Origin of the sequence: Rhizobium sp. 11_C7_N12_5, assembly GCF_051811145.1 — a bacterium.
Classification (GTDB): Bacteria; Pseudomonadota; Alphaproteobacteria; order Rhizobiales; family Rhizobiaceae; genus Rhizobium; species Rhizobium lusitanum.
In genome coordinates this window covers 1182162-1209106 of the sequence record NZ_JBPWPY010000003.1, presented here as the reverse complement: position 1 = coordinate 1209106, position 26945 = coordinate 1182162, and the positions used below count along the sequence as shown (strand labels likewise).

Genomic DNA, 26945 nt, shown 5'->3' with positions numbered 1-26945 from the left:
GGGCTTGCGGGTAAACTTCGGGTACGTCCGCCACTTGCGCGGGCTCCTTGGCTGCGAACGGCACGCGAGCAGCGGTCGAATGGACACCACTATCACAAGATATTCGCAAGAAATTTCCCGACGGACTGGGCTTCTGTCGAGAGGCTCGCCCGTCCTTTCACCAGTGCCATCTCAGACGGGGGCTGATCGTCGAACCCATCCGTGGGCCCGAGTTTTCGGTGTTCAGGAAGTATGGCATCGGAAGGCAGGAGACTGATTCCAAGACCGGAAGCGACGGCTGCTTGCACCCCCATCAAACCCTGGCTGGTGTAGGCGATCCGCCAGCGACGACCGCTGCGCTCCATCGCTCGGATGGCACGATCCCGATAGATGCAGCCGACGGGAAACACCGCGAGTGGCACTGGATCCGCTTCGACAGAACGGGCGGCGCTCTCCACCCATATCAGTTCTTCTTTCCAGCTCGCGAGACAAGCCCCATCTCCGGGCTCGCGCTTGATCAGCGCGAGGTCGATCTCGCCCATATCAAGCAGGCGACGAAGCTCAATGCTCCAACCGCTAACTGTGTCGAGCCTGATATGTGGCGATGCGGTCGAAAATCCCCACAGCAGATCAATGAGGCGCCGCCCGGCAAAATCCTCCGGTACGCCGAGGCGAACGGTTCGCGGTGCCAGAGGTTTTCGCATCACCTCGGCAGCCTCATCTGCCATGGCGAGTATTCTACGGGCATAGCTCAGCAGCAACTCGCCGGCTTCCGTGGTTTCAACGGTTCCGGTCGATTTACCCCGACGTAGCAGCGAGGTGCCCAAATTGACCTCCAGCTTCTTGATCTGCTGGCTCACCGTCGATTGTGTCAGATGCACCCGTTCGGCCGCTTTGGTAAAGCCGCTACAGTCGACAACTGCAGCAAAGGTTCTCAAGAGATCCAGATCGAAGCCCAGGCTCATTTGATTTCTCGATGAAGATGATGATGAGATTTAATTTCTCAATTGGTTCAGCTTTTGTCAACCTCGGGAAACCGAAGGAGACGAGAGATGACACTGCCTGGAGCCAGACCAACATGGTTGACCTTTGATTGCTACGGAACCCTCATCCAATGGGACGAAGGGCTGCTTGCAGCGGTGGACCGGATATTATCCCCGAAAGGTCGCGATATCGATCACAAGGCTTTCATTACGGTCTATGACCGCTATGAACATGCGCTGGAAGAGGAGCGTCCTCACCGAACTTTTGCCGCGGTCAGTGCCCTTGCCCTGGAGCGGGCCATGGTTGAATTCGACCTCCAGTTCACGCCTGCGGATGCCGGGATCCTGACATCCTCGATCGGCAAGATGCCGCCGTTTCCAGAAATCGTAGCAACGTTGGAAAAGCTGAAGGCCGCGGGTTTCCGCCTTGCGATTATCTCGAATACAGACGACGCGATCATTGCCGGCAATGTCGCCCAACTTGGTGGCTTTATCGACCGCGTCATCACCGCTGAGCAGGCCGGGGCCTACAAGCCATCCCGGCAGATCTTCCATCATGCCTGGAAAACCCTGGGCATCGGTATGGAGGATTTGGTGCATATCTGCGCCAGCCCGCATCTCGACCTTGCGGCGGCGCGCGAACTCGGCTTTCGTACGGTCTGGGTCGATCGCGGAACAGGCCGCAAGCCGCTCGCTGACTACCACCCGAACGAAATCGTGCCGACCCTCGGCAGGGTGCCTGCCGTCCTTGCCGCAGCGGGCTGGATATAACTTAAGGAGGTGGAGATAACCATGGCTCACGAACTGAATGTCTCAAAGGCAAATGCCGCTGTTCGCCGCAATGTCTCGCTGGAGACCGATGAGATATGGCAGGCACGGGTTGATCTGGCTGCCTGTCTGCGGATGGCGGCGCGGCTGGGGTTGGAAGAGGGGATCTGCAACCATTTCTCGGCCGTCGTTCCCGGCCACCCCGATCTCTTTATCGTCAACCGTCTTGGCTGGGCCTTCCAGGAGGCAACGGCTTCATCACTGCTGATCTGCGATTTCGAGGGCAATGTGGTCGCCGGCGACGGCGTGCCGGAAGCGACCGCTTTCTACATCCATGCCCGCCTTCACAAGATGGCCCCTCGGGTGGGGGCTGCCTTTCATACCCATATGCCGAATGCAACGGCGCTCAGCATGGTGGAAGGCGAACCGCTGGTCTGGGCAGGGCAAACCGCGCTCAAGTTCTATGGCCGTGTTGCGGTGGATGAGAATTACAACGGTCTGGCGCTGGACGAAAGCGAAGGCGACAGGATCGCAGCGGTGCTCGGCGACAAGGATATCCTGTTTATGAAGAACCATGGTGTCATGGTCTGTGCGCCCAATATCGCCGAAGCATGGGATGATCTCTACTATCTCGAACGTGCTGCCGAAGTTCAGCTGAAAGCAATGGGGTCGGGCCGCAAACTGCTGCCGGTTTTGCCCCATGTTGCTGCCGAAGCGGCGCGGCAGATGCGCGAAGGGGATCCGGAAAGTGCGCGCATGCATCTGGCAAGTATTCGACGCGTGCTTGACCGGGAGGCGCCGGACTATCGAGACTGATCATGTTAAGCTTGTCGGTACCCATCACGCGTGGCGCACGGCTTTAGCCCTTCAGCAGCTTGCGCACCAGGCGTTTGGCTGCCTTGGCATTGCGGCGGCTTTTTTTCTTGCGGCGGATCAAAAGGTCAGTCAGAGGCATCATCAAAGCGTCTCAAAGACCGAGATATTCATTTTTGAATAGCCGATAGTAGAATTTAGTCAATTTTGTATGCCCATCGTCGATGTTATCACTCCGACATAACAGTTGGAGATAGGGTTATGACTGGTTTCGTCACTGGAATACCAAAGGTGCTTCTTCGCCTTGAGGGGCTTGGGGTACTCGTTGTCGCCACCGCTTGGTACGCCAAACTGGATGCCAGTTGGTGGTTGTTTGCCGTCCTGATCTTGGCCCCCGACCTGTCAATGGTCGGCTACCTAGCCGGGAAAAAGGTGGGGGCCGCGCTTTACAACGCGGCCCACTGGTACATCCCACCGCTCGCTTTGATCGCTTGGGGTATGGCTGGTCAGGCGCCTGTGGCGTTGGCCGTCGGATTGGTATGGGCTGCCCATATCGGCCTAGACAGAGCGCTCGGCTACGGGCTCAAATATGCAGAAGGATTTGGCATGACACATCTGGAGTCAATCCGGCGCTAAAGAACAATACGAATTAACAAGACCAGTTACGACCAGGATCCCGTCGGAAAAGCATCATCGCTTTAGGCAAGTTTTTGGTTTGCCTTACGAATTTATTGGCAGAAAGGATTTGCAATAACAGGGTCGTCGCATCGTATCGCTTTCAAGAGCAAACAGAGCGTAAACATTTCAGCTGCGTCGGGACGTAACTATGATCGCCGATACACCTGCCAAGATCAGTGCAATCCCAATCATTGAGAGAAGCGCCGGTTTCTCATCGAGCGCTACCCATCCAAGCACGACGCCGACCAGCGGATTGACGTAGGCGAAGGTGGATACGACCGTTGGCGGATAGATCTTCATGACCGTAATATAGGCCAGAAGGCTGGCCACGGAGCCGAAGATCGCCAGATATAAAAATGCCGTCAGCTGGACCGGAGCGATATCAACCGGTGGCAAAAGAGATGTCTGGCTCGTCCAGCAGATGACGGTCAGAACGATTGCCGCCGACAGCGTCTGCAGTCCGGCAGACCAGACCGGCGAAGTGGCTGCAAATAAAGGCTTCTGGATCAGGCTGCCGATCGACCATGTCAGGCCTGCGGCGCAGAGAATGAATGCCAGCCAGACCGCGTATCCGGTCTCGACCGATGCTGAACCGGCCAGGAAGACCGGCGGCCCGACGATAAGAAACAGGCCGGAAAGGCCGATGCCCAGCCCCACAACCACATTGCGCGATGGAGGCGTGCGGTCGATGACGCTGGAGATCAGCGTTGTCCAGATCGGGATCATGCCCATGGCCATGACGATGAAACCCGAGGCTGCATGCCGGGATGCCAGCGTCGCAAGTCCGTTGCCCGTCACCCACATCAGAATGCCGGAGGCCGCACAGATGACGATCTGTTTTGCCGAAAGAACGGGAAAGCGTCGAGTGCGAGAGAGGCCGATCGCAATCAACAGGGCAGATGCCGACCACATCCGCCATGTCTGCAATTGCAACGGCGCGATGGAGGGTGGTCCAGTGACGGCAATCTTGACCGCGAAATACGTGCTTCCCCAAACGAGATAGACGACCAGCAGATTGCCGAGATTGGTCCAGGAGGTGCTGCGCGAGGTCGTGCCATCGATAAGGGACATGGTTCAGGCTTCCCGCATGAAGATACGGGCAAGACCTTCCTTCATCGTTTCCGTGGCGTCGGCGGCGCTGATCCGGATATGGTCGCCCATGATCTGCGACGCCGTCTGCCCGTCCCGTTTCAGCATCGCTTCGGCAATCCTGTTGTGCTCGGTATAGGTGGTTGAAAGACGCCGATGTTTTTCCACTTCGATCTGCCGGACGAAATGGATGCGGGTGTTGATGCCCTCGATCATCTTGGCAAGCTCGGGATTGCCTGAAAGCTTTGCGATACGCATGTGGAATTCCTCGTCCTTGGCCGTCAGGTCCGCGCTGGAGAGGGCATCCGCCATGGCCGAGGTCTTCTGCCACCAGTCGAACAGCGCCCGCAATTCGAGATCCGAGGCATGTTCCGACGCCAATCGCACCGCCCGCTCTTCCAGCAGAATGCGGACATCGGTCAGGTTGAGGATTTCCTCGACATCGAAGCCGCGGCAGAAGAAACCACGATTGACCTGAAACGTGATCAAGCCTTCGGTCACGAGCCGTTGCAGCGCTTCGCGGATCGGGCTGCGGCTGACCTGCATCTTTGCCGCAAGTTCCAGTTCGTTGATCCGTTCGTTCGGCTTGAACCGGTATTCCATCGCCATACGGCGAATTTCCTCATAGACACGAGGTCCGGTCTTCGCAGGTTTCGATGCCAACACGTCTTGATCCTCGAGGTTGTGGCGACAGGACGGTCGGACAATTGCGCTGATGCCATGCAGCCTGTCAATTGAAACCGGTGCGGCCATGCCAGGATGACCGCACCGGGAACGCTTCATATGCCCGCGATAACGGCAATCTCGACGGTAAATTGCGGGGCTGCAAGCTTAGATTCGACGCAGGCGCGTGCAGGGGCGTTACCGGGCGCCACCCATGCGTCCCAGACCGCATTCATCTCGTTGAATGTCGCGATGTCCGTCAGCCAGATCGATGCGGAAATGAGCTTGCTCTTGTCCGAGCCTGCTTCGGCCAGAAGTTCGTCGGTTTTTGCGAGGATATCGGCCGTCTGCTCGGCAATAGAGGCGCCGGGCGCACGCAGGGCGACCTGGCCTGCAAGAAAGACGAGGTTTCCGTAAGCAACGGCCTGCGACATGCGGGGGCCTGCGCCAAATCGGGTGATCTGGTTCATGTTTTTTCCTTTTCGGTAGGTTGATGGGGATGCTGCTGTCAGGCGGCGCGAGAGATGCTGTCCAGATCGACAGGAGAGCTTCGTCCCGCGATCAGGTCGGCGATAATGCGCGCCGATCCGTGCGACATCGTCCAGCCGATATGACCATGCCCGGTATTGAGCCACAGGTTGTCGATGTTCCGGCGGCCGAGCACCGGAAGGTTGTCCGGCGTCATGGGGCGTAGTCCCGCCCACATATGGGCGCGATCATAGGCGATGCCCTTGGGGAACAGCGATCGCGTCACCTCCATCATGAAGGCGAAATCGGACGGCTTGTGAGACCGGTCGTAACCGGCAAACTCCGCCGTTGCTGTGACGCGGATCGCATCGCCCATCGGGGTGATCGCGACTAGATTGTGCTCGTCGAGGACCGGCACTTTGGGCGCCAGGTCGGGATCGGCGATCGGGATCGTCAGGGAATAGCCCTTGATCGGGTAGATGGGCAGCGAAAGCCCGATCGTGCGGGCAAGCAATGGGCTTTCGCTGCCAAGGCTCAGCACATAATTATCCGCGGTGAACTCGCCCTTGTTGGTCATGACACGGGTAACGCTGTTGCCGCGGCGCTCCAGCTTGAGAATGCGGGTGCCGGTCAGGATGCGGCCGCCGCGGCTGCGGACGATATCGGCCAGCGCCTTGGTGAATTTGGACGAACTACCGGTCTCGTCGGTGGGGCAGAGAATGCCGCCGGCGATGAGGTTGCGCGAGCCGAGCAATGCAGGCTCGCGACGCACGATTTCGTTGGCATCGATGATGCTTATCTGCTGGCCGTCACCTTCCAGAAGCCGCATGTTGCGCACGCCGTTGTCGAGCGCCGCCTTGTTGCGGTGGAAATAAATGATGCCGGACGTGGTGCGGTCATAGGCGATCCCCTCGCGGGCCACCACATCCTGCAGGACGGCCTGCGAATGGGTTGCCAGGCGATGCTTGCGCAGCGTGTTCAACCTCGCCTTTTGCGCCGTGCATTGCATCAGGAAGCGCCACGACCAGCCGTAGAGATGAGGATCGGCCGAGAGGCGGAACCGCAGCGCCTGGTTCTTCAGCACAAGCGATTTCAACAGGATCTTCGGTGCGGCGGGTGACGACCAGACGAAAGAATGACCGGGTGCGATCATGCCGGCATTCCCCCAGCTGGTGCTTTCCGCCACCTGGTTTTCCTGCTCCAGCACCGTCACATCATGGCCGTCCTGAAGCAGCTGATAGGCGGTGGTGATGCCGACGACGCCACCGCCAAGGATCAAGGCATGCATGATCATTTCCTCTCTGTCGAAATTATTGTCGACAATAAATATGCCGAGTGCGCGCTGTCAATATTGATTTTTCGTCTCCCGGAAGTGGATGAATCCGGGGAATAACTGGATTGTCTATTGATGCATGGCAAAAAAATGTTGCGGTGCATCTTGACGGGAAAATTTATTGTCGTTTCTATTGTCGACAATAAATCTCAAACAAGAGGGGTGTGACATGAAGAGCATTTTGTTGAGTGGCGTGTTCGTTCTGGGCCTGTCCATGGCAGCCTATGCGCAGGAAGCGGTTATCGGCGCAATCCTTCCGCTTTCCGGCTCCAGTGCGACGCAGGGAGAAGACCAGCGGCGAGGCATGGAACTTGCGCTGGAGAAGATCAATGCCGGCGGCGGTGTTCTCGGTCACCCGCTCAAAATCGTCACCGAGGATTCCGGCGGACGCACGGCAACCGCGCTGGATGCGGCCAAGAAGCTCGTCACCGTTGACAAGGTGCCCGCCATCCTCGGGGAGTTCTCGTCCGGCATCACCATCCCGATTGCGCAATATCTGCTGCAGCAGGGCCGGGCGCACATCAATATCGGCAGTTCCAGCACCCAGATCCGCACGCTGGGCAAAGGCACCTTCAGTGTCATCGGCCTCGATGACGTCTCCGGGACTTTTGCCGCCCAGGACGTCTTTGCTGACGGCGCCAGGAAGGTTGCGGTCATCGCCCCAAACAATGCCTATGGTCAGGGCATCGCCAACGCCTTCGCCGCCAAGTTCAAGGCGCTCGGCGGCGCCATCACCTCGACGGTTCTTTATACGGAAGGGCAGACGACCTATCGCCGGGAGTTGCAGCAGCTCGGAGCCGGCGCGCCGGATCTCTATGTCTACACCGCCTATGGCAAGGAATCGGCGACCATCAATCGCGAAAGCTTCGAACTCGGCCTCAACGACAAGAAATGGTACGGGCTCTATCTGACCATGTGCACCGCCGACAGCGACCCGCAATATGTCGAGGGCCAGATCGGCATGGATCTCAACTATATCGGCGGCAACGGTGCCGACTACCAGAAGGCTTATGAGGCCAAATACAAGGGCGGCTTCACCTCGACCTTCAACGGCTTCGCCTATGACGGCGTCATGCTGGTAGCCGCTGCCATCAACAAGGCGAACTCGCTCGATCCGCAGAAGATCGAAACGGCGATTGCCGAAATCGGCAAGAGCTACGAGGGCGCCACCGGCCCGATCGTATTGGATGCCGACGGGCAGCGCAGCGCCCAGCCCTATCTTCGCCTGAAGATCGAAAGCGGCAAGGCCATCGCCACCCAGTAAGCACCGTCAGCGCCGGCGTCCTGAGGGAAGACCCATAGGATGCCGGCGCTTCCGATCTTTGCCGATTGAACCGGACGAAAATCATGTTTCAATTTCTTGTCGACGTGCTGATGCGCGCCTGCGACCTCATGCTCGTGGCGATCGGCATGAGTGCCGTCTACTCGCTTATGAAGTTTCCCAATATCGCGCTCGTCCAGTATGCCGCGACCGGCGGTGTCCTGGCGATCGCGCTGCAGAAGGCAGGCGTGCCGGTCGGCGTCGCGATCATCTTTGCCGTCGTCCTGACAGGCTTGCTTGCGGTCATTCTCAACGAATTCCTGTTCAACCGGATGCTGAAGATCGGTTCGTCGACGGCGATGATCGGATCGCTGGCGGTCAGCATGGTCTTCTCCGCCGCCTTCCTCGTCACCGTCGGCCCCAACCCCAGCCGATTTGCGCTGCCGGTCTCGCGTCCCATCCGCATCCTCGATGCCCGCATCACCGAACCGCAGCTTCTCGGCTTCGCCATCGTTGCGGCCGCGATTGGGGTCTTCGCGTTTCTCTATTTCCGCACCGATCTTGGGCGCTGCATCCGCGCGACATCGACAAATGAAGTGCTTGCCGACGCCACCGGTATCGATACCGGCCGGATGAAGACCATCATCGTTCTGATCAGCGGGGTGATGGCGGCGCTCGGCGGCGTTGCGATCGCGCTGAAGGGCGAAGTCGACATCCAGGTCGGCATGGACCTGCTGCTGCCGGTCTTTGCCTCCGCCATTCTCGGCGGGCTCGGCAATCCGTTCGGCGCCATTGCCGGCGCGCTGCTGATCTCAGCTGCGGAAACGGTCGTGACGGCCGTCAATCTCGGTCCGCTGATGGGAGAGGTCGCCGCCTTCCTGCCGGTCGCCTATGCCAGCGCGATCTCCTTCCTTCTTCTGGTCGCAGCGCTTCTGTGGCGCCCGCGCGGTCTGTTCGTCAGCGAGGTCAAGCGTGTCTGATTTCATAGTCCACGTCACTATCATGTCCGGCTTTTACGCACTGCTCGCATTGAGCCTCAACCTTCAGGCCGGTTTCGGCGGCCTGATGAATTTCGGCCAGATCGCGTTGTTTGCCTGCGGCACCTATGGTGCGGCGATCGCCTTCCATTTTGACTTTGGTGCGATTTCCGGCTTCGTTCTCGCGATGTTCGCGGCCGCTCTGCTGGGCTGGGCTTTTGCAAGCTTCGGCCGCAACCTCCAGGCGGACTATTGGGGCATCGTCACACTGGCGCTGGCAGAGGTCATCCGCATCGTCACAACCAACGAGGACTGGCTGACCGGTGGTGCGCAGGGTATCGGCGGCATCCCGCCGCTTTATCCAGGTCTGGACAGCCAGGCGCGGCAGATCGCCATCCTCGTCACTGTTCTGGCGCTTGTGGTTGCCGCCGGGTTGTTATGCCGCCATCTGATCGGCGGCCGTTATGGCCTGTCGATCCGGATGATGCGAGAGGAACCGCAGCTCGCCGCCTCGCTCGGTTACGATACGATCGCCCTCAAGCGCCAGTTGATGGCCGCATCCAGCGTGCTGGCGGCGGTATCTGGTTTTCTGTTTGCCCATTACGTCAGTTTCGTCGGGCCGGAGCAGATCGATAGTTCGGAAACCTTTCTGATCTGGGCGATGATCGTGGTCGGCGGTCTCGGCAACAATGCCGGTGCCATCGTCGGTGCCTTTCTGCTGCAGTTCGCCTTCGCCTTCATCCCTTTTGTCAAGGACTGGATCGGCCTGCCGACCGAATATGTCGCGGCCGGCCGGCTGTTTCTGACCGGCGGCGGGTTGATCGCCTTCATTCTGTTTCGGCAGTCAGGCATCGTGCCGGAACGTGTGGGAGGGCGCCGCTATGTCTGATCCGGTACTCACGCTCGAAGGTGTGGCCAAATCCTTCGGTGCCAATCAGGTCCTGGCAAATGTCGGTTTCCGAATCGGGCAGGGAGAGGTCGTCGGGCTGCTCGGGCCGAACGGCTGCGGCAAGTCGACCCTGCTCAATCTCGTATCCGGGATATTTGCTCCCGATGCCGGAACTGTGGTCTTCAACGGCGAAGATATTACCGGCCGCAGCATGGACCGGATCGCGCGGAAGGGGCTGGTGCGCACCTTCCAGCTGCCTTCCATGCCACGCAGGATGACGGTTGCCGAACTGCTCTATGGGGCAGCGGCACGGCGGGCCGGGTTCCGGAGCTTGTTCCGGCGGGAGGTAGACGACAGGGCGGAGGTTGACGCACTGCTGGACGACCTGGCGCTGTCGCATGTTCGCCATCTCCCGGCGGCCTCGTTGTCCGGCGGGCAGAAGAAGCTTCTGTCGATCGCGCTGGCCTTGCGGGCGTCTCCCGAGATGATCTGCCTCGACGAGCCGACCGCCGGCGTCCATCCCAATCTGCGCCAGCACATGATCGGGCTTCTGAGGCGCATCAATGCCGCCCGCATCACGCTGCTGATCGTCGAACACGACATGCATTTCATCCGCGAACTCTGCAGCCGCTGCGTGGTGATGGATCGCGGTGCGGTGATTGCCGATTGCAGGCCGTCGGAACTCACATCCAACGAACAGGTCGTCGAAGCCTATCTCGGCAATGCCAGACAGAAGAGGGCGATGGCATGATCGAAGTCACCAATGTGAGGGCCGGTTACGGCGATGGGCCGGATATTCTCAACGGCATTTCATTGAAGGCGGAGCCTGGCAGGATCGTCACCATTCTGGGGCCTAACGGCTGCGGAAAATCGACGCTTCTGAAGTGCATCGCAGGTTTCGTCCGGCCGCGGGCAGGCAATATCCGCATGTCCGGCGAGGCCGTCACCGACGTGCCGACCTACAGCAAGGTGCGCCACCACCGGGTCGGTTTCGTGCCACAGACGGACAATGTCTTCGCCACCATGACGGTGGCGGAAAACATCCTGCTCGGCGGCCGGCTGATGGAGCGACGAGACCGCGAGCGCCGGTTCGATGCGCTTCTTGACCAATATCCTAGCCTAGCCTCGAAGAAGAACAGACGTGCATCCGCTCTGTCGGGCGGTGAAAGACAGCTTCTCTCGCTGGCGCGGGCGCTGATTTCGGAACCGTCAATCCTTCTTCTCGACGAACCTTCGGCCGGCCTTTCTCCGCGGATGATGCACGATGTCTTCGAGGCGATCTCGGACGTCCGTCGTCGGGACGGTCCTTCGATCCTGATGGTCGAGCAAAACGCTTTCGAGGCGCTGCATGTGTCCGACACCGCCTATGTCCTGTCGCTCGGCAGCGTGGCGATGGAAGGTGCAGCCAGCGATCTTCTCGCCGATCCGGCAATGCGCTCGCTCTATCTCGGCGGCGACAGCCACTAATTCTCTTCTCACGCATACCGGAGACATGACCATGACGATCCATTCACTGCATGACACGACCCCGCTTCTCGTCAACAGGGAAGGTCTATCCTTCGACATCGATAACGGCATCGGCACGCTTGCCAATCTCGGCCTGCTGGTGCTTCGAACGGACCAGACGATCGAGGACGAGTTCCGCTTCGCGCTGCCGTCGTCGGACGTGGCGCTCTACGAGGCGCGGCTCTACAGCGATGTCGAGATCACGCCGGCAAACCTGATGAAAATGTCGGACGAGATCCCCGGCACGGTCGGCTTGCTTCCGGATGTGGCATTCGACGTTATCGGATTTGCCTGCACGTCCGGCTCCCTCGTCATCGGCGAGGATCGCATCGCCGAGCGTGTCCACGAGGTTCTGCCAAGCGTGAAGGTGACCAATCCGGTCACCGCCGTCCGCGCCGCGATGGAGGCGCTCGGCGCCCGGCGCATGGCGCTGCTTACACCCTACATGCCGGAGATTAACCACTCCCTGCGCGCCTCGCTGATGGCGAGGGGCATGGATATCCCGGTCATGGGCTCCTTCCATGAGCCGGATGACAATCGTGTGGCCCGAATCACGCCGGTTTCGATCGAGCGCGCTATTCTCGAGCTGGGAAGCTCGGATGAATGCGATGCTGTTTTCGTTTCCTGCACCAGCATGCGGGTTGCACGTATCGTTGAGCAGGTGGAGGCGAAGCTTGGCAAGCCGGTAACATCCAGCAATCATGCGCTCGCCTGGCACATGCTCCGGCTGGCCGGTTACAGTCAGCCAATGCCCGGTCTTGGTCAGTTGTTCACGTTGCCAGGCGGCTAACCCTTCGTCATTCATGCATCAGAACAGAGGTTCTGTTTCTGAAATTAGCTGGGCCAACGGTACACATCCTTTCAAGACCTTCAATGCGGAGATTTGCGATGAATGTTTTCGATGACGGCTATGCGCCCTATTCCGGCCGTTCGACTGACACTTGAGACCTCCCGAAAGCCGATGAATGACGGAGGCAAGCATCAATACCTACACAGTCCACGGCAATTGCACGCCAAGGTCTGGGCCGAACCCTTGGAAAGTGACACACACTTCATCGCGATGGCCGGAATCCTTGCAGGATAGCCAAAAGCGTCTCTGAGCTCTCCAATGCTAAGACGGACATCCCGCCCTCAGGCGTCACGTTCGGGCGTTGGGAAACTCAGAGCAGAAGGCCGACACGGGCGGTTACTTAGGTGACAAAGTGTTGCTGCCGATGCGAGCTTTGATTTGGGGACGTCATGACAACTCTTAGGATCTACGATCTCAAGCAAGAGGTCCTTGCTCTTGATCTCAGAGACTTGCTGCGGCTTTTGGCTCCAAAGTCTCTGGAAGCAAACTGGATCGTTTCGACGGTCAAGTCGTCTACACCTGGGCACGAATGGTTTGAGGCTACAGGTGAAGGCGGGGAACGGCTTGAAGGATTGGCGCAAAACAATGCCCAGCTTTCGGGCTCTGATTTAGCTGCGTTGGCCGAGAATACGCGACAGGTTATTTGGGGCGAGTTCGTCGGCTTGCCGCACACACAATCAGACAAAACGTGGGTGATAATCCGAGCGGTCGATAGCACGTTCTACGAGGTCGATACGGACGACGAGATGGTGCTGAGCAAGATTAGCTCGACTTACAAAGATGTCCGTGCTGGGGAGGTTCCGGTTGCGTCATGGCTTTGGGCCCCCCGGTGAATGATGGCAGCCAAACGCGAACGGCAGCCAGAGCGAGGAATGCAGCGAACGACCTCGCGGCTACGGCTCAGTGGAAACATGAAATAGAGCCAAACAGCATGGGTGATATCGACGGTGGAAAACGATGTCTCTTATAGCTGACAGTACGCGTGGTCATGCCAACCACTTATTTTGCAACCATTAAACACACGACAACGTGACATCGCCCCGGCCGCAACTTTTGCTCAGACATGTCTATCCTCCAACCAACGTTTGCTGTCTTAACGCCACTCGGGAGTTGGATGTTCCGGAGCCAGCTTGTTCCTCTTCCGCCATAGCGTTATATCGATAGGGGAGATAACCGGCCGCCGGCGTGAAATTGCGGTGGTATGCCTCGATATGGGGAAGCAGGGCATCGATCGCATCCCAGGCTTGCCGCTCGCCTTGCGTTTCTGGTCGTTCCAGCCGTCCGGCGATTTCTGCCAGCACTGCCTCACGATCGATCGTGATGACTTTGCCGTCATTGACGACCAGGCGACCGCCAACGAACACCTGGGTGACGGCATGCCGTCCGCCGCGATGCAGGACGCTCTCCACCACCGGCGTGCGGGCGTTTACATGCGGTCTTCCGATCTTGCGGCGATCCATGAGCACGATATCGGCCTGAAGACCTGGTTCGAGCCGGCCCGTAAAGCCGCCAAAGCCGACGGTTCTGGCGCCATGCTCGGTCGCCATCTGCAGCACGGCACCAGCACCAGGACGGTCGTTCCATAGGCCTGTCTCGCGGTGTAGTGCCCAGACCAGCTTCATTTCAAGCGTCATGTCGCGGTCGTCGGCTATGTTCGACTGGTCTATCCCGAGCGCGACCGGAATGCCGCGGTGGCGCATTTCGTTGACAGGGGCGATGCCGCTGCCGAGCCGCAGGCCGGATGAGGCATTGTGGCACATGCTGCAGCCGCAATCGGCTATGATGTCGAGATCCTCGCGGCTCATCCAGTTGCCGTGCCCGAGCGTGACGTTTGGCCCGAGGCATTCGAGCGCCTTCAAATGCTGAACGGCACTGTGGCCGAAATTATCGTGGGCGAAGCGTGATTGCCGTTCGGTTTCCAGAAGGTGCATATGGACCTGCGCATCGGTTTCGCGGGCCGTCTCGAAAATCGTCCGCAGGCATTCGTCCGTACACCAGTGCAGATTGGCAGGGGCGAGATTGATGCGGACATGATCCGGCCGGGCGTCGAACCAGCTTTCTTTGAGCGCGCGGTAAAATGTCATCAGCTCTGCGATGGGAATGTTCGACGCGTCGAGTTTGGGCGCGATCCAGCTGCGGACGGCATCCGGAAGGGTGGCCAGCACCTTGGCGTCGTCGTCATAGGTCAGAATGTTGCGGTCGCGGATCATGAATGTAAAGCCGGCCCGCATGCCTATCTCGCTATAGGCCTCCAACGTAGCATTTGCCGTGGCCGTCCAGTTCTCTGGTGCGCCTGCAAGTCCGCTGTTTATATGCTGCACCGTCGTCGTTCCGCTTTCCAGCATCTCGATCGCGGAATAGAGCGTATCCAGCCGGACATCGATCTGGCGCATCGCCCGGAATTGCGGCAGCCACAATTCCAACGGGGCAAAGGGTACGCCCTGCATCAGTGGCGTGATCCCGAAATGGTGGTGGCTGTTGACCAGTCCCGGCATGGCGATCATGTCCGGAGATCCGAAGCGGGCGAGATGGTCGTTGCCGTAGGCAACGGCGGCAAGAGGCCCGATCTGCGCGATCATGCCGCCAGCGACACGGATGCCCACATCATGGCGCATGGACATGGTGCCGTCAGGCAAAACGCCGCACAGCACGGTTCCGGCTTCAATGATGCAGTCGCCGGACATCGGCTCTTCCGGGCTCATTTCGTGTAGTCTCCGATTAGTCCGAGGCGGCGGGCGACTACGACACGGTAGAGCGGGTCGCCATAGACTTTCATTTCCTCGCTGGCGGAAAAGGCGAGACTGATATCATGCTCGTCGTAGCTTTGCGCGGCGATCGCATGCATTTCGGGCCAGTCCGGCACATGGATATGACGCCAGCGATCGACGATCGCTCTGTCCGGCATCTCGGGAAACCCGAGCTCGCCCATCAGCGCAGCGATCCCCTGCCAGAACACCCGCATCATCCGACGGAGGGTCGCCTCATCGCAGTGCGGCTCAAGGAGACGGATCCAGTGCAGCCCGGTGATGATGTGCAAGGCCGCGAAATGCTGGGTTGCGGCAAATATGGCGAGCGCCGTCGCCGCCATTTTTTCCATCGTATCCGGCCCGATGTCGAGCCAATCGACGACGGGCGCGAATTCGGGCACGCTTCCGGCGTCGCGAATGTTTTGCCAGAGAAGGTCGTGAAGTTCCATGCCATGCAATGGCTTGATCGCAGCTGTCAGGGCCAGGACTTCCGCTGGGTCGCGCGTGATCGGGGACGTTCCCTGCGCTTCCGGAAGCGGCAGATAGGTGGCGGCCCAGTAGGCGAGCGCAATGGCGACATCGGTCTCGTCGGCGCGAAGCACGCCATAGGCTGATCGCATCAGCGCGTGAAAGGCGCTGGCGGCGACGCCGTCGGCAAGATCGGGAAGATAAAGCTCCAAAGCCCCGTGTATTCCGAGCCGGGTCACCTCGTCGGCAAAAAAGACGCGCAGATCGGGTTCGCGCTCGCGCATTCCGATGGCGGCTTTCCAGCTTTTGCCATCCAGGCGCTTCAACGGCTGGGCGAAGGGCAGAAGCTGCTTTGCGTCTCTGTAGTGATGGAAGAACCGCCGCAGCTGAGCCGGCCCGCCGCCGATCCGGTCCAAAGCGACGAGGACCATCGGCGCATGATTGGCGAATGTACGCGAAAATTCAGAACCCCATGCCGGCATGCCGGCCAGCAACGTCTCCAGTTCGTCCGAAGTGCTTTCTTTGGGGACCATGGATATAAACTCCTCCTTGAAACCGGCGTCTCATGCCTGACCTTGTTGAAAGCGGAGTGCCCGCTTGTATTCACACCGTTGATTGCCAGGCGTCCCGGTGAACGGCTTCCGCTTCCGTCTCGATCAAGGGCCCGATGACCTCGATGCTTTTCTGGCCGGCTGCAAAGACATCGCGGCATGGTAGATCCATTGTCGGGTTGTCCGGGTGATCTCCTGTCATGGCCTTCAGCCGATGTTCGGAAAGGCCGTAGACGACCCGGCCGATACCGACCCAGTAAATAGCGCCGGCGCACATGGCGCAGGGTTCCGCCGAGCTGTACATGGTACACTCCGCCAGAAACGGCTCGCGATAGAGCTTCGATGCACGCGTCGCCAACAGACGCTCTGCATGGGCTGTTCCATCGAGGTCGGGGAAATATCCGTTCTCTTCCTCAAGAAGAATTTCACCACCGGGACCGGCTAGAAGCGCGCCGAAAGGCATATTGCCATGCGCTTTCGCCCGGTGTGCAATCTCGAAGGTCAATCTAAGAAGGCTTTCGTGATCAATGCTCATGTCGGTTCTCCTCTACGGTATGGGATTGCCTGTCTTTCGCATCGGCCTGCCGCATCACGGGCAATCGCAGGGTGGAGTGGTAGCCATCGCCTGAGCGGAGTACGAGGGTCGTGACCAGCCGATCCGTTACGGCTGAGTCCTGGGGACGCGCTCCGGTGCCCGGATTGACGGGGAAGGCAGGGAACGATGCCGCCTGTATGGACAGACGCAGGCAATACCCTGCCGGCACCGTAACATGCATGGGCCGCAGCGTGACGAGAACCGCCGATCCGTCGCCGTGCATCTTTACGGTCTTATGCCCCGACGTTACGCTGATGGCGGGCCCGTCAGGGGCAAGCGCGCTCAAGGTGCAATCCACGTCGAAACTCGGCCTGTCGGCGGTGACGAAGAGGTTCACTTTTGCGGCTCCGGTCAGCAGGAGCGGCCGGTCGAGCGGATCGGAGGTATAGACGAGCACGTCAGCCCTGTCGTCGATGGCTGCCCGGTCGGCAAAATCCGGAGGCGTGCCGAGATGCAGCCCGACGCTCGGGGCCGGCCGCCATGGATCGTGGACGAGATAATCGGCGCTCGCAAGTGCCGGCTTCTCCGTAAGCGTTCCATCGATGCTCGTCGCCGCCGCCCGGCCGCCCGATGCGAGATGAAGCACCAGAGTCTCGGCCGTCGGCAGGCTTTCGAAACCGGTCCATGTCTTTTTAACAACATCGTAAAGCCGGACCTTCGGGTAAGGATTGTCGCGGCCTTTGAGAGCTTCGTCGAAAAATGCGACGATCTCGCGGTCGATACCGTCTGCCGCACCGGCTCCAGCATCCACTGGCCCGACCTGTCGTCCCCAAGGGATATGCGACCATGGTCCGATAGAAAGCCGCTGGAGACTGCCCCCCGCGGAAAATGCCTCGAAGGCGGCGAACGTGCCCTCAAGCATAATGTCGTTCCATCCGCCGACATGCAGGACCGGAACGTCCAGCGTCACGCCCTCAAGCAGCGATTGCGGCGACCTTGCCCGCCAATAGGACGGATCATCAGTGAGCCAGTCATGATAATGCGTGTATCGCGCTGCCTGCTCCAAGACGTCCGACCGTGCCGAAACCGCGCCGGAATGCAGAGAAGGCAAAGCAGCATGCAACATATGGGCGGCATCGAGGTCGCCGGCCAGCCGAGCATTTTCGACGGCCATCTGGCACGCCCACATCTGGTTGGACTGCAGACGGAATCCGTCGCCCTCGAAGGCCCAGTGGTTGCGCACATCGAAGGCCGCCATGGCGATCGCCATCGCGTCGGGCAATTTTCCGCCGGATTTTCGAGCGCCGGCAAGGGCCAGGAACTGGTTCATGCCGTGATAGCTGAAGCCATAGCTGGCCACCATGCCGTTGCCGCCGGCAAGATCGGCCGCCAGCGACAATGTCTGCGCGCCATCGGCGACATCGTCCTCGAGAATCCTGAAGACCCCTTCAGAATCTCCACGGCCACGAACATCCTGCACCAGCACGACATAACCCTGCGCCGCATACCATGCGGGGTGGGCCAGAACGACCGTCGAGGCGACCTTTCGCCCGTAGGGCAGACGCATCACCAGGACGGGATAGCGCTCCGGGCCGACGGGACGATAGACGTCAGCTGCCAGATGGACGCCGTCGGCCATGCGCATCCGAAGAGTTTCGACGGGGCGGAGTGCCTGCATGGTTATCTCATGGCCGAAAAGCGTGTTTCAGAGGTGAGCCTCTTCATGTCGAAATTGCGCGTCGCCTCGATGAGGCGCACCAAACCGGTTGCTGCCCGGTCAAGCAGCTGCGCGCCTTTGACGGCGTCGGCATTGGCGGCATCTCCGCTGACGCCCGCGGGATGGAGGTCCTGCGCTTGCCAGCCGAAACCGACCGCGCCCTCAGCCGTCAACGGGCTGCCGCACTTCTCGATGTCGACGGTCAGCGGCACGAAATCTTCGGCCTTGTCCATGGCGACCAAGTCCGGCGCGATGGCCAGCATCATGCTGGTTTCGATATCGCCGCCGTGAATGCCGTGAACGATTTCCGCCGACGAAAACAGATCGTCGACCGGCGTGATCCTGAACCAGGAACAGGCGACCGCCAGCATGTCGAGTTCGACACGGATATCGCGGCAGGTCATCTCCATCAGCGAGATCTGTCCGCCATGCGAATTGAACAGGATCATCTTTCGGACGCCGGCTCGCTCCACGCTTTTGGCGATATCGAGCCAGACGAGCCGCAGGGTTTGCGCCGATATGGTCAACGTCCCTGGATAGGCGAGGTGCTCATCCGATTTGCCGATACTGATTGCCGGCAGGATGAGGACGTCCGCGTTTGCGTCGAGCAACGGTACCATCCGATCGAGGATGGCGGCATTGATCGCGGCGTCCACCTGCACGGGAAGATGGGGTCCATGCTGCTCGACAGCCGCAATCGGCAGTATGACGACCGTCTCACTCAGATCGCGGGACGCAAAATCGGCGGTCGAGTGATCGGCCCAGTAAAAGGAATGCGTCATGCGCCACTCCGCATAGTTGGCTTGTTGGTCTCGGGCGATCTTGCCGATTGCCGGTTGGCCTCGGCCACGACCGTTTCGAAATCGTCCGGGATCGGCAGATCCGGAGAGACATAGGCCTCGAGTTCCGGCAGGATGACCGCTTCCCGATCGAGCAGCAGACGGCGCAGGACTCCGCGCACGAGCCGTGGAACGGCATACTTGTGCCCACTGATCGACGTCGAGTGCGGACCGTGACTGACGAAACTGCTGCTGTTGAAGGCAAACACCCGGCTGACCCATGTCTCATCCGGATCCTTCGGGATGAATCCATAGAACCCATCGAGATAGGGAAACCTTGCCAGCCGGGCATCCGCGCTGCCGTCTTTCGGCGTGTAGCGTTCGCCCCAAAGCGCGACCTTGTCATGAATGGTCTTGAGTTCAGGCCTGACGGCGAGATCGACATCCATGCCTGTCGCAAGAAGCAGATGATCGAACTCCAGAATACCTTCAGGCGTGGTGACACGGATCGCATCGGCCTGCTGGGAGACCTCCAGCCAAGGGGTTGCGGGACGAAGCTTGAAATTTTCAAGGCGCATCGCGGTCTCGAAACTGCGCACCGGTGGCGGCTGATCAGCACTGCGAAAGAACCGGGCAATATCCCAGCGTGTGGTCTCGGAAAGGTCAGGGTAATGCGTCATCATGCCGGGTGTTTCGACCGCGCGGTGGGGATTGGTGCGCGGCAGTCGCGCGCGTCGGAAGCAGAGATCGACGGAGGCAGCACCGGCTTCCAGCGCCTTGATCGCATTGTCGAACGCAGAGGCACCATGGCCGAGCACGCCGACGCGCAGTCCCTTCAACGCGTCGAAATCGACCGGCCCGTTCGTGTGATCGAACTTTTCGGGTGCAAGGGCTTCGGATACAAGTGCCGGCACCCGCCATGCGCCGGCGCCATCATAGCCGGTAGCCAGCACGACGGTTCGCGCCAGGGATTTTTCAATCCTGCCTCCGAGACGGGTCGTGACGGCGATCAGATCGCCCTCCGGGGCGACATCTAGGACCTCGCAATGATTGGTGATGGCGATCTCGAAAACGTCGGCATACCAGTCGAGATAGGCCTTCCAGTCCGTTCGCGGAATGCGGGACAGGTCCGCCCACGCTTGTTGCCCGTAGCGGGTTTCGAACCAGCGGCGGACAGACAGGTTGATAACATTGAACTCGTTGCCGACCTGTGTCTTCGGGGTGCGCAACTCCTCCATGCGCGCAAAGGTCAGCCATGGTCCCTCGGCGCCTGGTGCGCCGCTGTCCAGGACGCGGATATGCCGGAGCCCATCCCATTTCAAGGCTGCGGCGATCGTGACGCCGGACTGGCCGCCGCCGACAATGATCGCATCAGCGATTTCAGCCGCGTCGGGTCTCGGCAGGTCGCTGAGCCATGCTGCGCTCGGGTAGCCGAGCGCAGTAAGATCGGCAAGCGCCTCCTGCTTCAGGTCGTCAAGTGTGATGCGCGGCGCGTCGATTGGAGCAATCATCATGGGTCATCTCGTACACGAGCCATACGTCCGCGCAGGCGGCGTCGGCGATTGATTTCGGTCAGCGCGACGATCAGGGCCGTCAACACGAGGACGGCAACCTGCATTGCATTGAGGTCGGGCTTGAGCTCGCGCCGGAATTCTGATGCGACAATCAGCGACAGCGGCTGCGTGCGGCCGGCGAGGAACATGGAGATGGTCAGATCGGCCAGCGACAGGATGACCCCGATGGAATAGGCGGCACTCAGCGCGACACTCAACTGTGGCAGCAGAACGCGCCGGAAGCTTTGCCACGGGGTAGCGCCGAGATCCCGTGCCGCTTCCTCAAGCCGCGGATCGAGCCGGATCATCACGGCGGCAAGGATTGTTGTGGTGAAAGGAATGACGACCAAAGTCTGCGCCAGTATGAGCGCCGTTGCCCCACGTCCCAATCCCACCCAGCTCATGAGCATGGCTTGCGCAATGGACAGCACCGTCTTCGGCACTAGAAAGGGCACGAGGACCAGGATGCCGAATGCGGCCCGGAACTTCATGCGCGGCGACGTCACGGCCAATGCCGCTATCAGTCCGATCAGCGCGCCGAGCAGACCGACGGGCTGCGCGATCAGAAAACTGGTGACGAAGCCGCCAAGAAACGCTTCGTTCCCGAAAAGATCGGCATACCAGGAGAGGGTGAAACCGCTCAAGGGGAAGGCCATCGTGCTTGCGGCGTTGAAGGAAAAAATTCCGAGAACCACGATCGGCAGATAGAAGAAGCACACGGCAAGGCCGAGCGTTAAGATCATCAAGCGGCTCATCGTGCCCCCCGCCGAAAGACCGCCCGCGCACCATCGAACCGAAGAAGGAAGATCACAAATCCGCTGGCAAAGACGAACAGGACGATAAGAAGGCTGAGGGATAGCGCGGAGGCCAGCGGCCAATCGAAGGCGGTCCCGAACAGGTTGTCAATCATGGCCATCGGAGTCGCGCCCGACGTCCCGCCCAAAAGGCTCGGCGTCATCATGTCGCCGGCGGCGAGCGCAAAGACCGTAAACACGCCGACAGCCAGTCCAGGCGTCGTCAAAGGCAAAGTGACCTTGAAGAACGCATCTATGGGGCGAGCCCCTAGATCCCGTGCGGCTTCGATCAAACGTTCGTCGATCAATTCCGCCGAGATCCAGATTGCCAGCACCATGAAGGGCAAATTGTTGTAGAGAAGCACAAGATGCGTGGTGAACGGCGAAAACAGCAGGAATTTCAACGGCTCATCTATCACGCCAAACCATTTTAGAACGGCGTTGACCAGTCCTTCAGAGCCGAGAACGACCCGCCAGGCATAAATCCGGACAATCTCGCCGGTATAGAGCGGTGTCAAAAGGACGATGCTGCCGACCCCCTTCCATAGAAGGGGAAGGCGCGTCATCGAAACGGCGATCGGGTATCCGATCAAAGCCGCCAGTACCGCCGTTCCAGCACCTGAGATAACAGCCTTGCCGACCAGAAAGGCGAAGACCGGATTAGTGAACATCTGCGCCCAGCTATGTGACGAAAAGGCCGGAACGAGCGTGAACGCATCGAGATCCACCTCGAAGACGCTGAAAACCGCGAGCAGGGCAAGCGGGAGAATGCATCCCAGCACCAGTATACAAGCGACGGGCATAGCAAGCTGCGCCCGGTGAAACGCCAGGGCCATCAGTCGATCCTCGTGATGAAGGCACGGTCTCGATCGACGACAAGCCCAACATCCGCTCCAGGCGCAGGCGGGCTATCCGCCATGAACCGCAAGATGACGCCCTTAACCTCGGCCTCGACAAGGTAGCGATCTCCTTTGAAAACGACATGCCGGATCGTCGTGTTCAGGCCATCCGCGCCAATACGGACATGTTCCGGCCGAATGGCGAGCACTGCCTTATCCCCTTTCACCAATCCCTCAACCGCCGGGCATTGCACGATGCCGATGGCTGTATCGATCGCAGCCGATCCGGACACCCCGCCATTGTTTGCGATTTCACCTGGAATGAGTGTCGCTGCGCCGATGAAGTCAGCGACAAAGGCGTTGGCAGGACGGGCATAGATCGTCAGCGGGGCGGCCTTTTGAATGATGCGCCCCTTGTTCATGATCACGACGATGTCCGACAACGCAAATGCCTCGTCCTGATCGTGGGTGACGTAGACGAAGGCGATACCGAGACGCCGCTGCAAATCCTTCAGTTCGATCTGTAAATGCCCGCGCATTTTTTTGTCCAATGCGGACAGTGGTTCGTCGAGCAGAAGCAGATGCGGCTCCGCTATGATCGCACGTGCTACGGCGACCCGCTGTTGCTGGCCACCCGAGAGCTGATGCGGATAACGATCACCGAACTCCGCCATATGCACGGCATCCAGCGCCCTTTTGACGCGCGCCGCCACATCGACATTACTGTGGCGCCGCAGTGTCAGCGAGAACGCGACGTTTCCGAACACGGTCAGATGCGGGAACAACGCGTAGCTCTGGAACACGGTGTTGACCGGACGGCGCTCCGGCGGAACGCCGGAGAGCGAACGTCCGTCAAGCACGATCGATCCCGCGTCCGGTGTCTCGAAGCCGGCAATCATGCGCAGTATCGTGGTCTTGCCGCAACCGGAAGGGCCGAGAAACGTCGTGAAAGCCCTTTCCGGAACATCGAGATCGACACTGTCGACCGCGCGTTCCTTGCCATAATTCTTGGTCAGGCCGCGGGCCGACAGCAAAAGCCCCGATCTGGTCGGATCGGACATCATGTCAGGCGTACTCACCTTCATTAGCTTGCCTTGACTTCATTCCAGACCTTTAGCCACTCCGAGTAATTCTCCGGGGCGACGGGCCACATGAAAGATTTCATCACATCCATGTCGTCGACGAAGATCGTTTCCTGCTCCTCCTTCGACAGCTTGTCGCGAATAATGGACGAGGTGGTTGCGTAGTTGCCGATCTTGGCAATCTGAGTCGCAAAGTCTGCGCCAAGCAGATAATCGACAAACTTATAACCGATTTCGGTCTTTTCCGGAGATAGTGTTGCCGGCATGGCGAAGCAATCGCACCATCCCATGATACCGGCTTTCGGCTTGGCCATCCCCATCGCCAGCTTGTCTTTCAGTGCGTCATAGGGAACCCGCCATGAAAACGCGCAGGAAACCTCGCCCGTGGCAAACAGGTTGGTGAGATCGCCGATCGTCTGCCAATAGGTGCGCAGCAGCGGCTTTTGCGCGATCAACAGTTTTTTGGCTTCTGCCAGTTCCTTGGTTTCCATAAGGAAGACCTTGTCGCGCGGTACGCCGGCGACCAGACCGGCGATGCCGATGGACTCCAGCGCATAGTCGCGCATGGCAAGCTGGCCCTTGTATTTCTCGTTGAACAACGTCGTGTAGTCGGGCTCGCTCTCGAACTTGTCCTTGCGGTAGACGATCGGGTTGAGGCCCCAGAGATAGGGAACGGCGAACTGCTTGCCCGAGGCGTCGAGAACCTTGGGCGTGGTCTTGAAAACGTCGTACATTTTGGCGGCGTTGGGGATCTTGCCCATGTCGATTTCTTTGAGCAGCCCCCCCTTGATGTAGCGCCAGCTTCCATTCAGCGACGGGTTGATCATGTCCCAGTCGGAGGCGGTGCCGGTTTTCAGCGCCGCGAATTGTGCGTCCTCGCTAGAAAGATAAGACAGCTTGATCTTGACGCCGGTCTGCGCTTCGAAGGCCGCAAGGTATTCAGGATGGCCGTTGGAATCCCAGGTCGCCCAGACCATTTCGGAAACGGCCGCCCTGGCGCTGCTCAACGAACCGAACATCCCTGCTGCCGTACCGGCTGCAATCCCTGCAAGCACCTCACGTCGGCTAATTCCTGAACCTGCCATCATGCCCTCATCTGGTTGCGAGTGAACTGCGACCAATGTCGTTTGTTTGGACAGGAAAGCCTATAACGGAACCCAAATAGACTATATTGCACTGCGCAAAAGGCGAGCGCCCTCTTTGCCGCCCGCCTTTTGCAAGATTGGTTTAAACGAAGACCGGTGCTCCGGACCGCAGGAATGTGATTGGTACCGACCCCGTCGGATCACAGACGCGGACTCCGGCCGCAACCGACTTGATCATCTGCCGGAGCCAGACGTGATCGGGAGATTGGTGCTTGCACTCATGCCAGAGCATGTAGAACTGCATCTGTCCGAGTTCGCGCGGTGCCTCAAGAACGACGAGCGGAAAGGATTGAGCGATCTGCTCGGCAAAAATTCGACCGGTGGTGAAGACGAGGTCCGATTGTGTCAGCACGTAGGGCGTGATCGCATATTCTGGCACGGATACAGCGATGTTGCGCTTGAGCCCGAGTTCGATCAGCCGCCCGTCGATCGGACTCAGTTGGGCTCTCTTGTCGGAGGTCGGAGAAAGATGTTTTTCCTTCAGGAACTCGCCCATCGAGATCGGTCCACGTTGACTTGCCAGTCTATGGCTTGGGCGGACGATGCACACGATGTCGGTGGTTAACAGGGGAGACATCCGCAGATACTCCGGCGGATGCGGCCAATTGCCGATGACCGCATCGATGGATCCGTCCGCAAGCTGGCTGATAAGATCATCATAGCTCGGCATGTGGGACGCATCGACGCCGACATTGGGCGCCTTTTGTGCAATCTTTCCGACCAGCTGAGGCAGAAACACGGCTCCGAGGCAGTTGTCTGCGATGATGCGGAAGTTTCGCGTCGCATTGTTCGGGTCGAAGGTGGCGTGAGGCGACAGGTGCGCGTCGATCTGGCCGAGAATGTCGCGCAACGTCTCCTTCAGGGCGAGACCCCGCTCCGTTGGTACCAGCGCCCCTCCGGACCTAACCAGAAGCGGATCGTCCAGCATTTCCCGCAGCCGTTTCAGTGTCAGGCTGACGGTCGGCTGGGCCTGCCCCAGAATGTCAGCGGTTTTCGAAACGCTGCATTCCGTCAGCAAGGTCAGGAGCGTGCGCATCAGACGCACATCCATCATCCCATTCGCCTGTCGCATCATGATCAGCCTTCCCCTTGTCGAACGGTGCAGCAAGCTTGAGAAGAGGCATATTTCATGCCAACCGGAGAGGTCGATGGTCATGCCGTTATGCATGATCATTGCAGTCAAGAGCGTCCAAAGCCAGTTGTCAGACATTCGAACACCCTCCAATAGCATTGCTGCACGGACCAAATTTCAACATTTTGGGGGAAATGCGCCATCGCGTGAAGAATTTGTTCGCGTTGGCGAGTGCGATCGTATCGATAAGTGCAAGCGCGCCTGGAAATGTTGATGATGTGCTACGGGCTATTCAATCTCGACTGACGTCGCTGGCGCGTGCCCATGAGCTAACCATGACGGTCAAGCCAGACGCTTGCGGGCCGAAATGCCAAACCCGGCCGCCAAGTTCTGCGATCCTCCTACGAAAGACCCTCCTGATGGGCTGACGCTATCGCCACCGCTTCACGTGGTCGACGAGTGCCCGAAGCTTCGGAGGGAGGTTGTGTCGGCTAGGATAATACAGAAAAAACCCGGCAAAGGGAGGACAATACTCCTGAAGCAGAGCGACGAGCTGACCGGATTCGACATAGGGTTTGAAGGTGTCCTCCATCCCGAAGGTGATGCCGCCGCCGGCACAGGCTGTGCGGATCATAAGCCACATGTCGTTGGTGGTGATCTGGGGGTCGACAGCCACGTCGAACTCGCGTCCACCCTGGCCGAATTCCCAACGATAGGGCGCGCTGTGGGGAGCTGGTCGCCAACCAATACAACGATGCGCCGAGAGCTCCGAAGGGTGCTCGGGTCTGCCGAAACGTTCGATGTAGGACGGCGCGGCGAAGGCGCCCTGACGCTGCTCACCCGACACCGGAACGGCAATCATATCCTGATCGATCACTTCGCCCAGACGTACCCCCGCGTCGTAGCCTTCCGCGACAATGTCGAATTCTTCGTCCGTGACGGTCACGTCAATCTGGATGGCGGGAAAGGTGTCCGCGAAACGCGCCAGCAGCGGCCCGGAGATGAACTGCTCGGCGATGGATGACACCGCGAGCCTCAACAGTCCGCTTGGTGCGCTGTCGCGGTCCGCCGTCGCGTCGAGCGCCAGTCCGACTTCGGAAATAGCCGGGGCCACCCGCTGATACAGTCGTTCGCCAGCCTCTGTGAGACTGACACTGCGCGTCGTTCGCTGCACGAGCGCGACACCCAGCCGATCTTCGAGACGCCGGATGGCCTGGCTGATCGCTGGCCGAGTGACGCCCAAATTCTCCGCGGCCACACGAAAGCTCCGCGCTTCGGCGACGGCCAGGAAAACAGAGATGCCGCTCAGGTCGATTGCCATTGGTTAGATTTAGTTATCAAAGTGGTCATCATTGAGCAAGTTGTTCGCTCTCCTCGGCGCATCTACTTTGGATCTCGCAACCAAG

At 59.6% G+C, this 26945-nt stretch carries 28 protein-coding genes; 11 read left to right on the top strand and 17 right to left on the bottom strand.

All coding sequences use genetic code 11. The features are described from left to right. Nucleotides 1-92 precede the first annotated feature (92 nt). Nucleotides 93-944, bottom strand: a complete 852-nt coding sequence (locus AB8B29_RS35010; RefSeq protein WP_037200129.1) for a LysR substrate-binding domain-containing protein — start codon at nt 942-944, stop codon at nt 93-95. Between the two features lie 87 nt (nt 945-1031). On the opposite strand from AB8B29_RS35010, the gene AB8B29_RS35005 reads away from it, so the two are divergent. The 3 genes from AB8B29_RS35005 to AB8B29_RS34995 all read left to right on the top strand — a co-directional run bounded on the left by AB8B29_RS35005 (nt 1032) and on the right by AB8B29_RS34995 (nt 3179). Then, on the top strand, nt 1032-1733 hold the full coding sequence (locus AB8B29_RS35005) for a haloacid dehalogenase type II (protein WP_037200128.1): 702 nt from the start codon (nt 1032-1034) through the stop codon (nt 1731-1733). Nucleotides 1734-1754: 21 nt separating this feature from the next. After that, the gene (locus tag AB8B29_RS35000; RefSeq protein ID WP_037200126.1) at nt 1755-2546 is read left to right on the top strand and encodes an aldolase; all 792 of its coding nucleotides are present in this window, start codon (nt 1755-1757) and stop codon (nt 2544-2546) included. Nucleotides 2547-2804: 258 nt separating this feature from the next. After that, entirely contained in the window at nt 2805-3179 is a 375-nt protein-coding gene (locus AB8B29_RS34995; protein ID WP_037200125.1) for a DUF4260 domain-containing protein, read from the top strand. 168 nt (nt 3180-3347) lie between these two features. Here the strand turns inward: AB8B29_RS34995 and AB8B29_RS34990 are convergent, their stop codons facing one another. The 4 genes from AB8B29_RS34990 to AB8B29_RS34975 form a co-directional block, all read right to left on the bottom strand. Next, on the bottom strand, nt 3348-4292 hold the full coding sequence (locus tag AB8B29_RS34990) for a DMT family transporter (RefSeq protein ID WP_051964142.1): 945 nt from the start codon (nt 4290-4292) through the stop codon (nt 3348-3350). A 3-nt stretch (nt 4293-4295) separates the two neighbouring features. Beyond that, the gene (locus AB8B29_RS34985) at nt 4296-4976 is read right to left on the bottom strand and encodes a GntR family transcriptional regulator (RefSeq protein WP_037200170.1); all 681 of its coding nucleotides are present in this window, start codon (nt 4974-4976) and stop codon (nt 4296-4298) included. Nucleotides 4977-5089: 113 nt separating this feature from the next. Next, nucleotides 5090-5443, bottom strand: a complete 354-nt coding sequence (locus tag AB8B29_RS34980; protein WP_037200124.1) for a RidA family protein — start codon at nt 5441-5443, stop codon at nt 5090-5092. Between the two features lie 38 nt (nt 5444-5481). Then, nucleotides 5482-6729 carry a D-amino acid dehydrogenase gene (locus AB8B29_RS34975; protein ID WP_037200122.1) on the bottom strand — a complete coding sequence of 416 codons (1248 nt, stop codon included), beginning with the start codon at nt 6727-6729 and terminating at the stop codon, nt 5482-5484. Nucleotides 6730-6943: 214 nt separating this feature from the next. On the opposite strand from AB8B29_RS34975, the gene AB8B29_RS34970 reads away from it, so the two are divergent. The 7 genes from AB8B29_RS34970 to AB8B29_RS34940 all read left to right on the top strand — a co-directional run bounded on the left by AB8B29_RS34970 (nt 6944) and on the right by AB8B29_RS34940 (nt 13090). Further along, the gene (locus tag AB8B29_RS34970; protein ID WP_037200120.1) at nt 6944-8038 is read left to right on the top strand and encodes an ABC transporter substrate-binding protein; all 1095 of its coding nucleotides are present in this window, start codon (nt 6944-6946) and stop codon (nt 8036-8038) included. A gap of 83 nt (nt 8039-8121) precedes the next feature. Continuing rightward, nucleotides 8122-9015 (top strand): branched-chain amino acid ABC transporter permease, encoded by an 894-nt coding sequence (locus AB8B29_RS34965; RefSeq protein ID WP_037200119.1) that lies wholly within the window; start codon nt 8122-8124, stop codon nt 9013-9015. Beyond that, the gene (locus AB8B29_RS34960; protein WP_037200117.1) at nt 9008-9901 is read left to right on the top strand and encodes a branched-chain amino acid ABC transporter permease; all 894 of its coding nucleotides are present in this window, start codon (nt 9008-9010) and stop codon (nt 9899-9901) included. Before AB8B29_RS34965 ends, AB8B29_RS34960 begins: the two co-directional genes overlap by 8 nt. Further along, nucleotides 9894-10652, top strand: coding sequence for an ABC transporter ATP-binding protein (locus AB8B29_RS34955; protein ID WP_037200116.1), 759 nt, complete (start codon nt 9894-9896; stop codon nt 10650-10652). Before AB8B29_RS34960 ends, AB8B29_RS34955 begins: the two co-directional genes overlap by 8 nt. Further along, the gene (locus tag AB8B29_RS34950; RefSeq protein ID WP_037200115.1) at nt 10649-11368 is read left to right on the top strand and encodes an ABC transporter ATP-binding protein; all 720 of its coding nucleotides are present in this window, start codon (nt 10649-10651) and stop codon (nt 11366-11368) included. Before AB8B29_RS34955 ends, AB8B29_RS34950 begins: the two co-directional genes overlap by 4 nt. Before the next feature lie 31 nt (nt 11369-11399). Next, entirely contained in the window at nt 11400-12197 is a 798-nt protein-coding gene (locus AB8B29_RS34945) for a maleate cis-trans isomerase family protein (protein WP_037200114.1), read from the top strand. 449 nt (nt 12198-12646) lie between these two features. Continuing rightward, entirely contained in the window at nt 12647-13090 is a 444-nt protein-coding gene (locus AB8B29_RS34940) for a hypothetical protein (RefSeq protein ID WP_037200110.1), read from the top strand. Between the two features lie 234 nt (nt 13091-13324). On the opposite strand, the gene AB8B29_RS34935 is transcribed toward AB8B29_RS34940, so the two are convergent. From AB8B29_RS34935 to AB8B29_RS34885, 11 genes are all read right to left on the bottom strand, one after another. After that, the gene (locus tag AB8B29_RS34935) at nt 13325-14959 is read right to left on the bottom strand and encodes an amidohydrolase family protein (RefSeq protein ID WP_245297508.1); all 1635 of its coding nucleotides are present in this window, start codon (nt 14957-14959) and stop codon (nt 13325-13327) included. Then, on the bottom strand, nt 14956-16005 hold the full coding sequence (locus AB8B29_RS34930) for a questin oxidase family protein (protein WP_037200109.1): 1050 nt from the start codon (nt 16003-16005) through the stop codon (nt 14956-14958). Before AB8B29_RS34930 ends, AB8B29_RS34935 begins: the two co-directional genes overlap by 4 nt. A gap of 70 nt (nt 16006-16075) precedes the next feature. After that, the gene (locus tag AB8B29_RS34925; protein ID WP_037200108.1) at nt 16076-16558 is read right to left on the bottom strand and encodes a nucleoside deaminase; all 483 of its coding nucleotides are present in this window, start codon (nt 16556-16558) and stop codon (nt 16076-16078) included. Beyond that, nucleotides 16548-18236 (bottom strand): CocE/NonD family hydrolase, encoded by a 1689-nt coding sequence (locus AB8B29_RS34920; RefSeq protein ID WP_037200107.1) that lies wholly within the window; start codon nt 18234-18236, stop codon nt 16548-16550. The genes AB8B29_RS34925 and AB8B29_RS34920 overlap by 11 nt, the downstream gene beginning before the upstream one ends. Nucleotides 18237-18238: 2 nt before the next feature. Continuing rightward, nucleotides 18239-19057: a creatininase family protein gene (locus tag AB8B29_RS34915; RefSeq protein WP_037200106.1), complete on the bottom strand. Its 819-nt coding sequence runs from the start codon at nt 19055-19057 to the stop codon at nt 18239-18241. Then, a complete protein-coding gene (locus AB8B29_RS34910; RefSeq protein ID WP_037200105.1) occupies nt 19054-20568 on the bottom strand; it encodes an NAD(P)-binding domain-containing protein in 1515 nt (504 codons plus the stop codon). The genes AB8B29_RS34915 and AB8B29_RS34910 overlap by 4 nt, the downstream gene beginning before the upstream one ends. Beyond that, on the bottom strand, nt 20565-21362 hold the full coding sequence (locus AB8B29_RS34905; protein WP_037200103.1) for an ABC transporter permease: 798 nt from the start codon (nt 21360-21362) through the stop codon (nt 20565-20567). The genes AB8B29_RS34910 and AB8B29_RS34905 overlap by 4 nt, the downstream gene beginning before the upstream one ends. Then, nucleotides 21359-22237 (bottom strand): ABC transporter permease, encoded by an 879-nt coding sequence (locus AB8B29_RS34900; protein WP_037200102.1) that lies wholly within the window; start codon nt 22235-22237, stop codon nt 21359-21361. Before AB8B29_RS34900 ends, AB8B29_RS34905 begins: the two co-directional genes overlap by 4 nt. Continuing rightward, nucleotides 22237-23325: an ABC transporter ATP-binding protein gene (locus tag AB8B29_RS34895; protein WP_051964140.1), complete on the bottom strand. Its 1089-nt coding sequence runs from the start codon at nt 23323-23325 to the stop codon at nt 22237-22239. The genes AB8B29_RS34900 and AB8B29_RS34895 overlap by 1 nt, the downstream gene beginning before the upstream one ends. Continuing rightward, nucleotides 23325-24410 (bottom strand): ABC transporter substrate-binding protein, encoded by a 1086-nt coding sequence (locus tag AB8B29_RS34890; RefSeq protein WP_439007138.1) that lies wholly within the window; start codon nt 24408-24410, stop codon nt 23325-23327. Before AB8B29_RS34890 ends, AB8B29_RS34895 begins: the two co-directional genes overlap by 1 nt. Before the next feature lie 139 nt (nt 24411-24549). Beyond that, nucleotides 24550-25677, bottom strand: coding sequence for a LysR family transcriptional regulator (locus AB8B29_RS34885; RefSeq protein WP_439007137.1), 1128 nt, complete (start codon nt 25675-25677; stop codon nt 24550-24552). Nucleotides 25678-25733: 56 nt separating this feature from the next. On the opposite strand from AB8B29_RS34885, the gene AB8B29_RS34880 reads away from it, so the two are divergent. After that, on the top strand, nt 25734-25967 hold the full coding sequence (locus AB8B29_RS34880; RefSeq protein ID WP_081938853.1) for an HWE histidine kinase domain-containing protein: 234 nt from the start codon (nt 25734-25736) through the stop codon (nt 25965-25967). A 2-nt stretch (nt 25968-25969) separates the two neighbouring features. Here AB8B29_RS34880 and AB8B29_RS34875 read toward each other — a convergent pair whose 3' ends face one another. Beyond that, nucleotides 25970-26860 carry a LysR family transcriptional regulator gene (locus AB8B29_RS34875; protein ID WP_037200099.1) on the bottom strand — a complete coding sequence of 297 codons (891 nt, stop codon included), beginning with the start codon at nt 26858-26860 and terminating at the stop codon, nt 25970-25972. Nucleotides 26861-26945 lie beyond the last annotated feature (85 nt).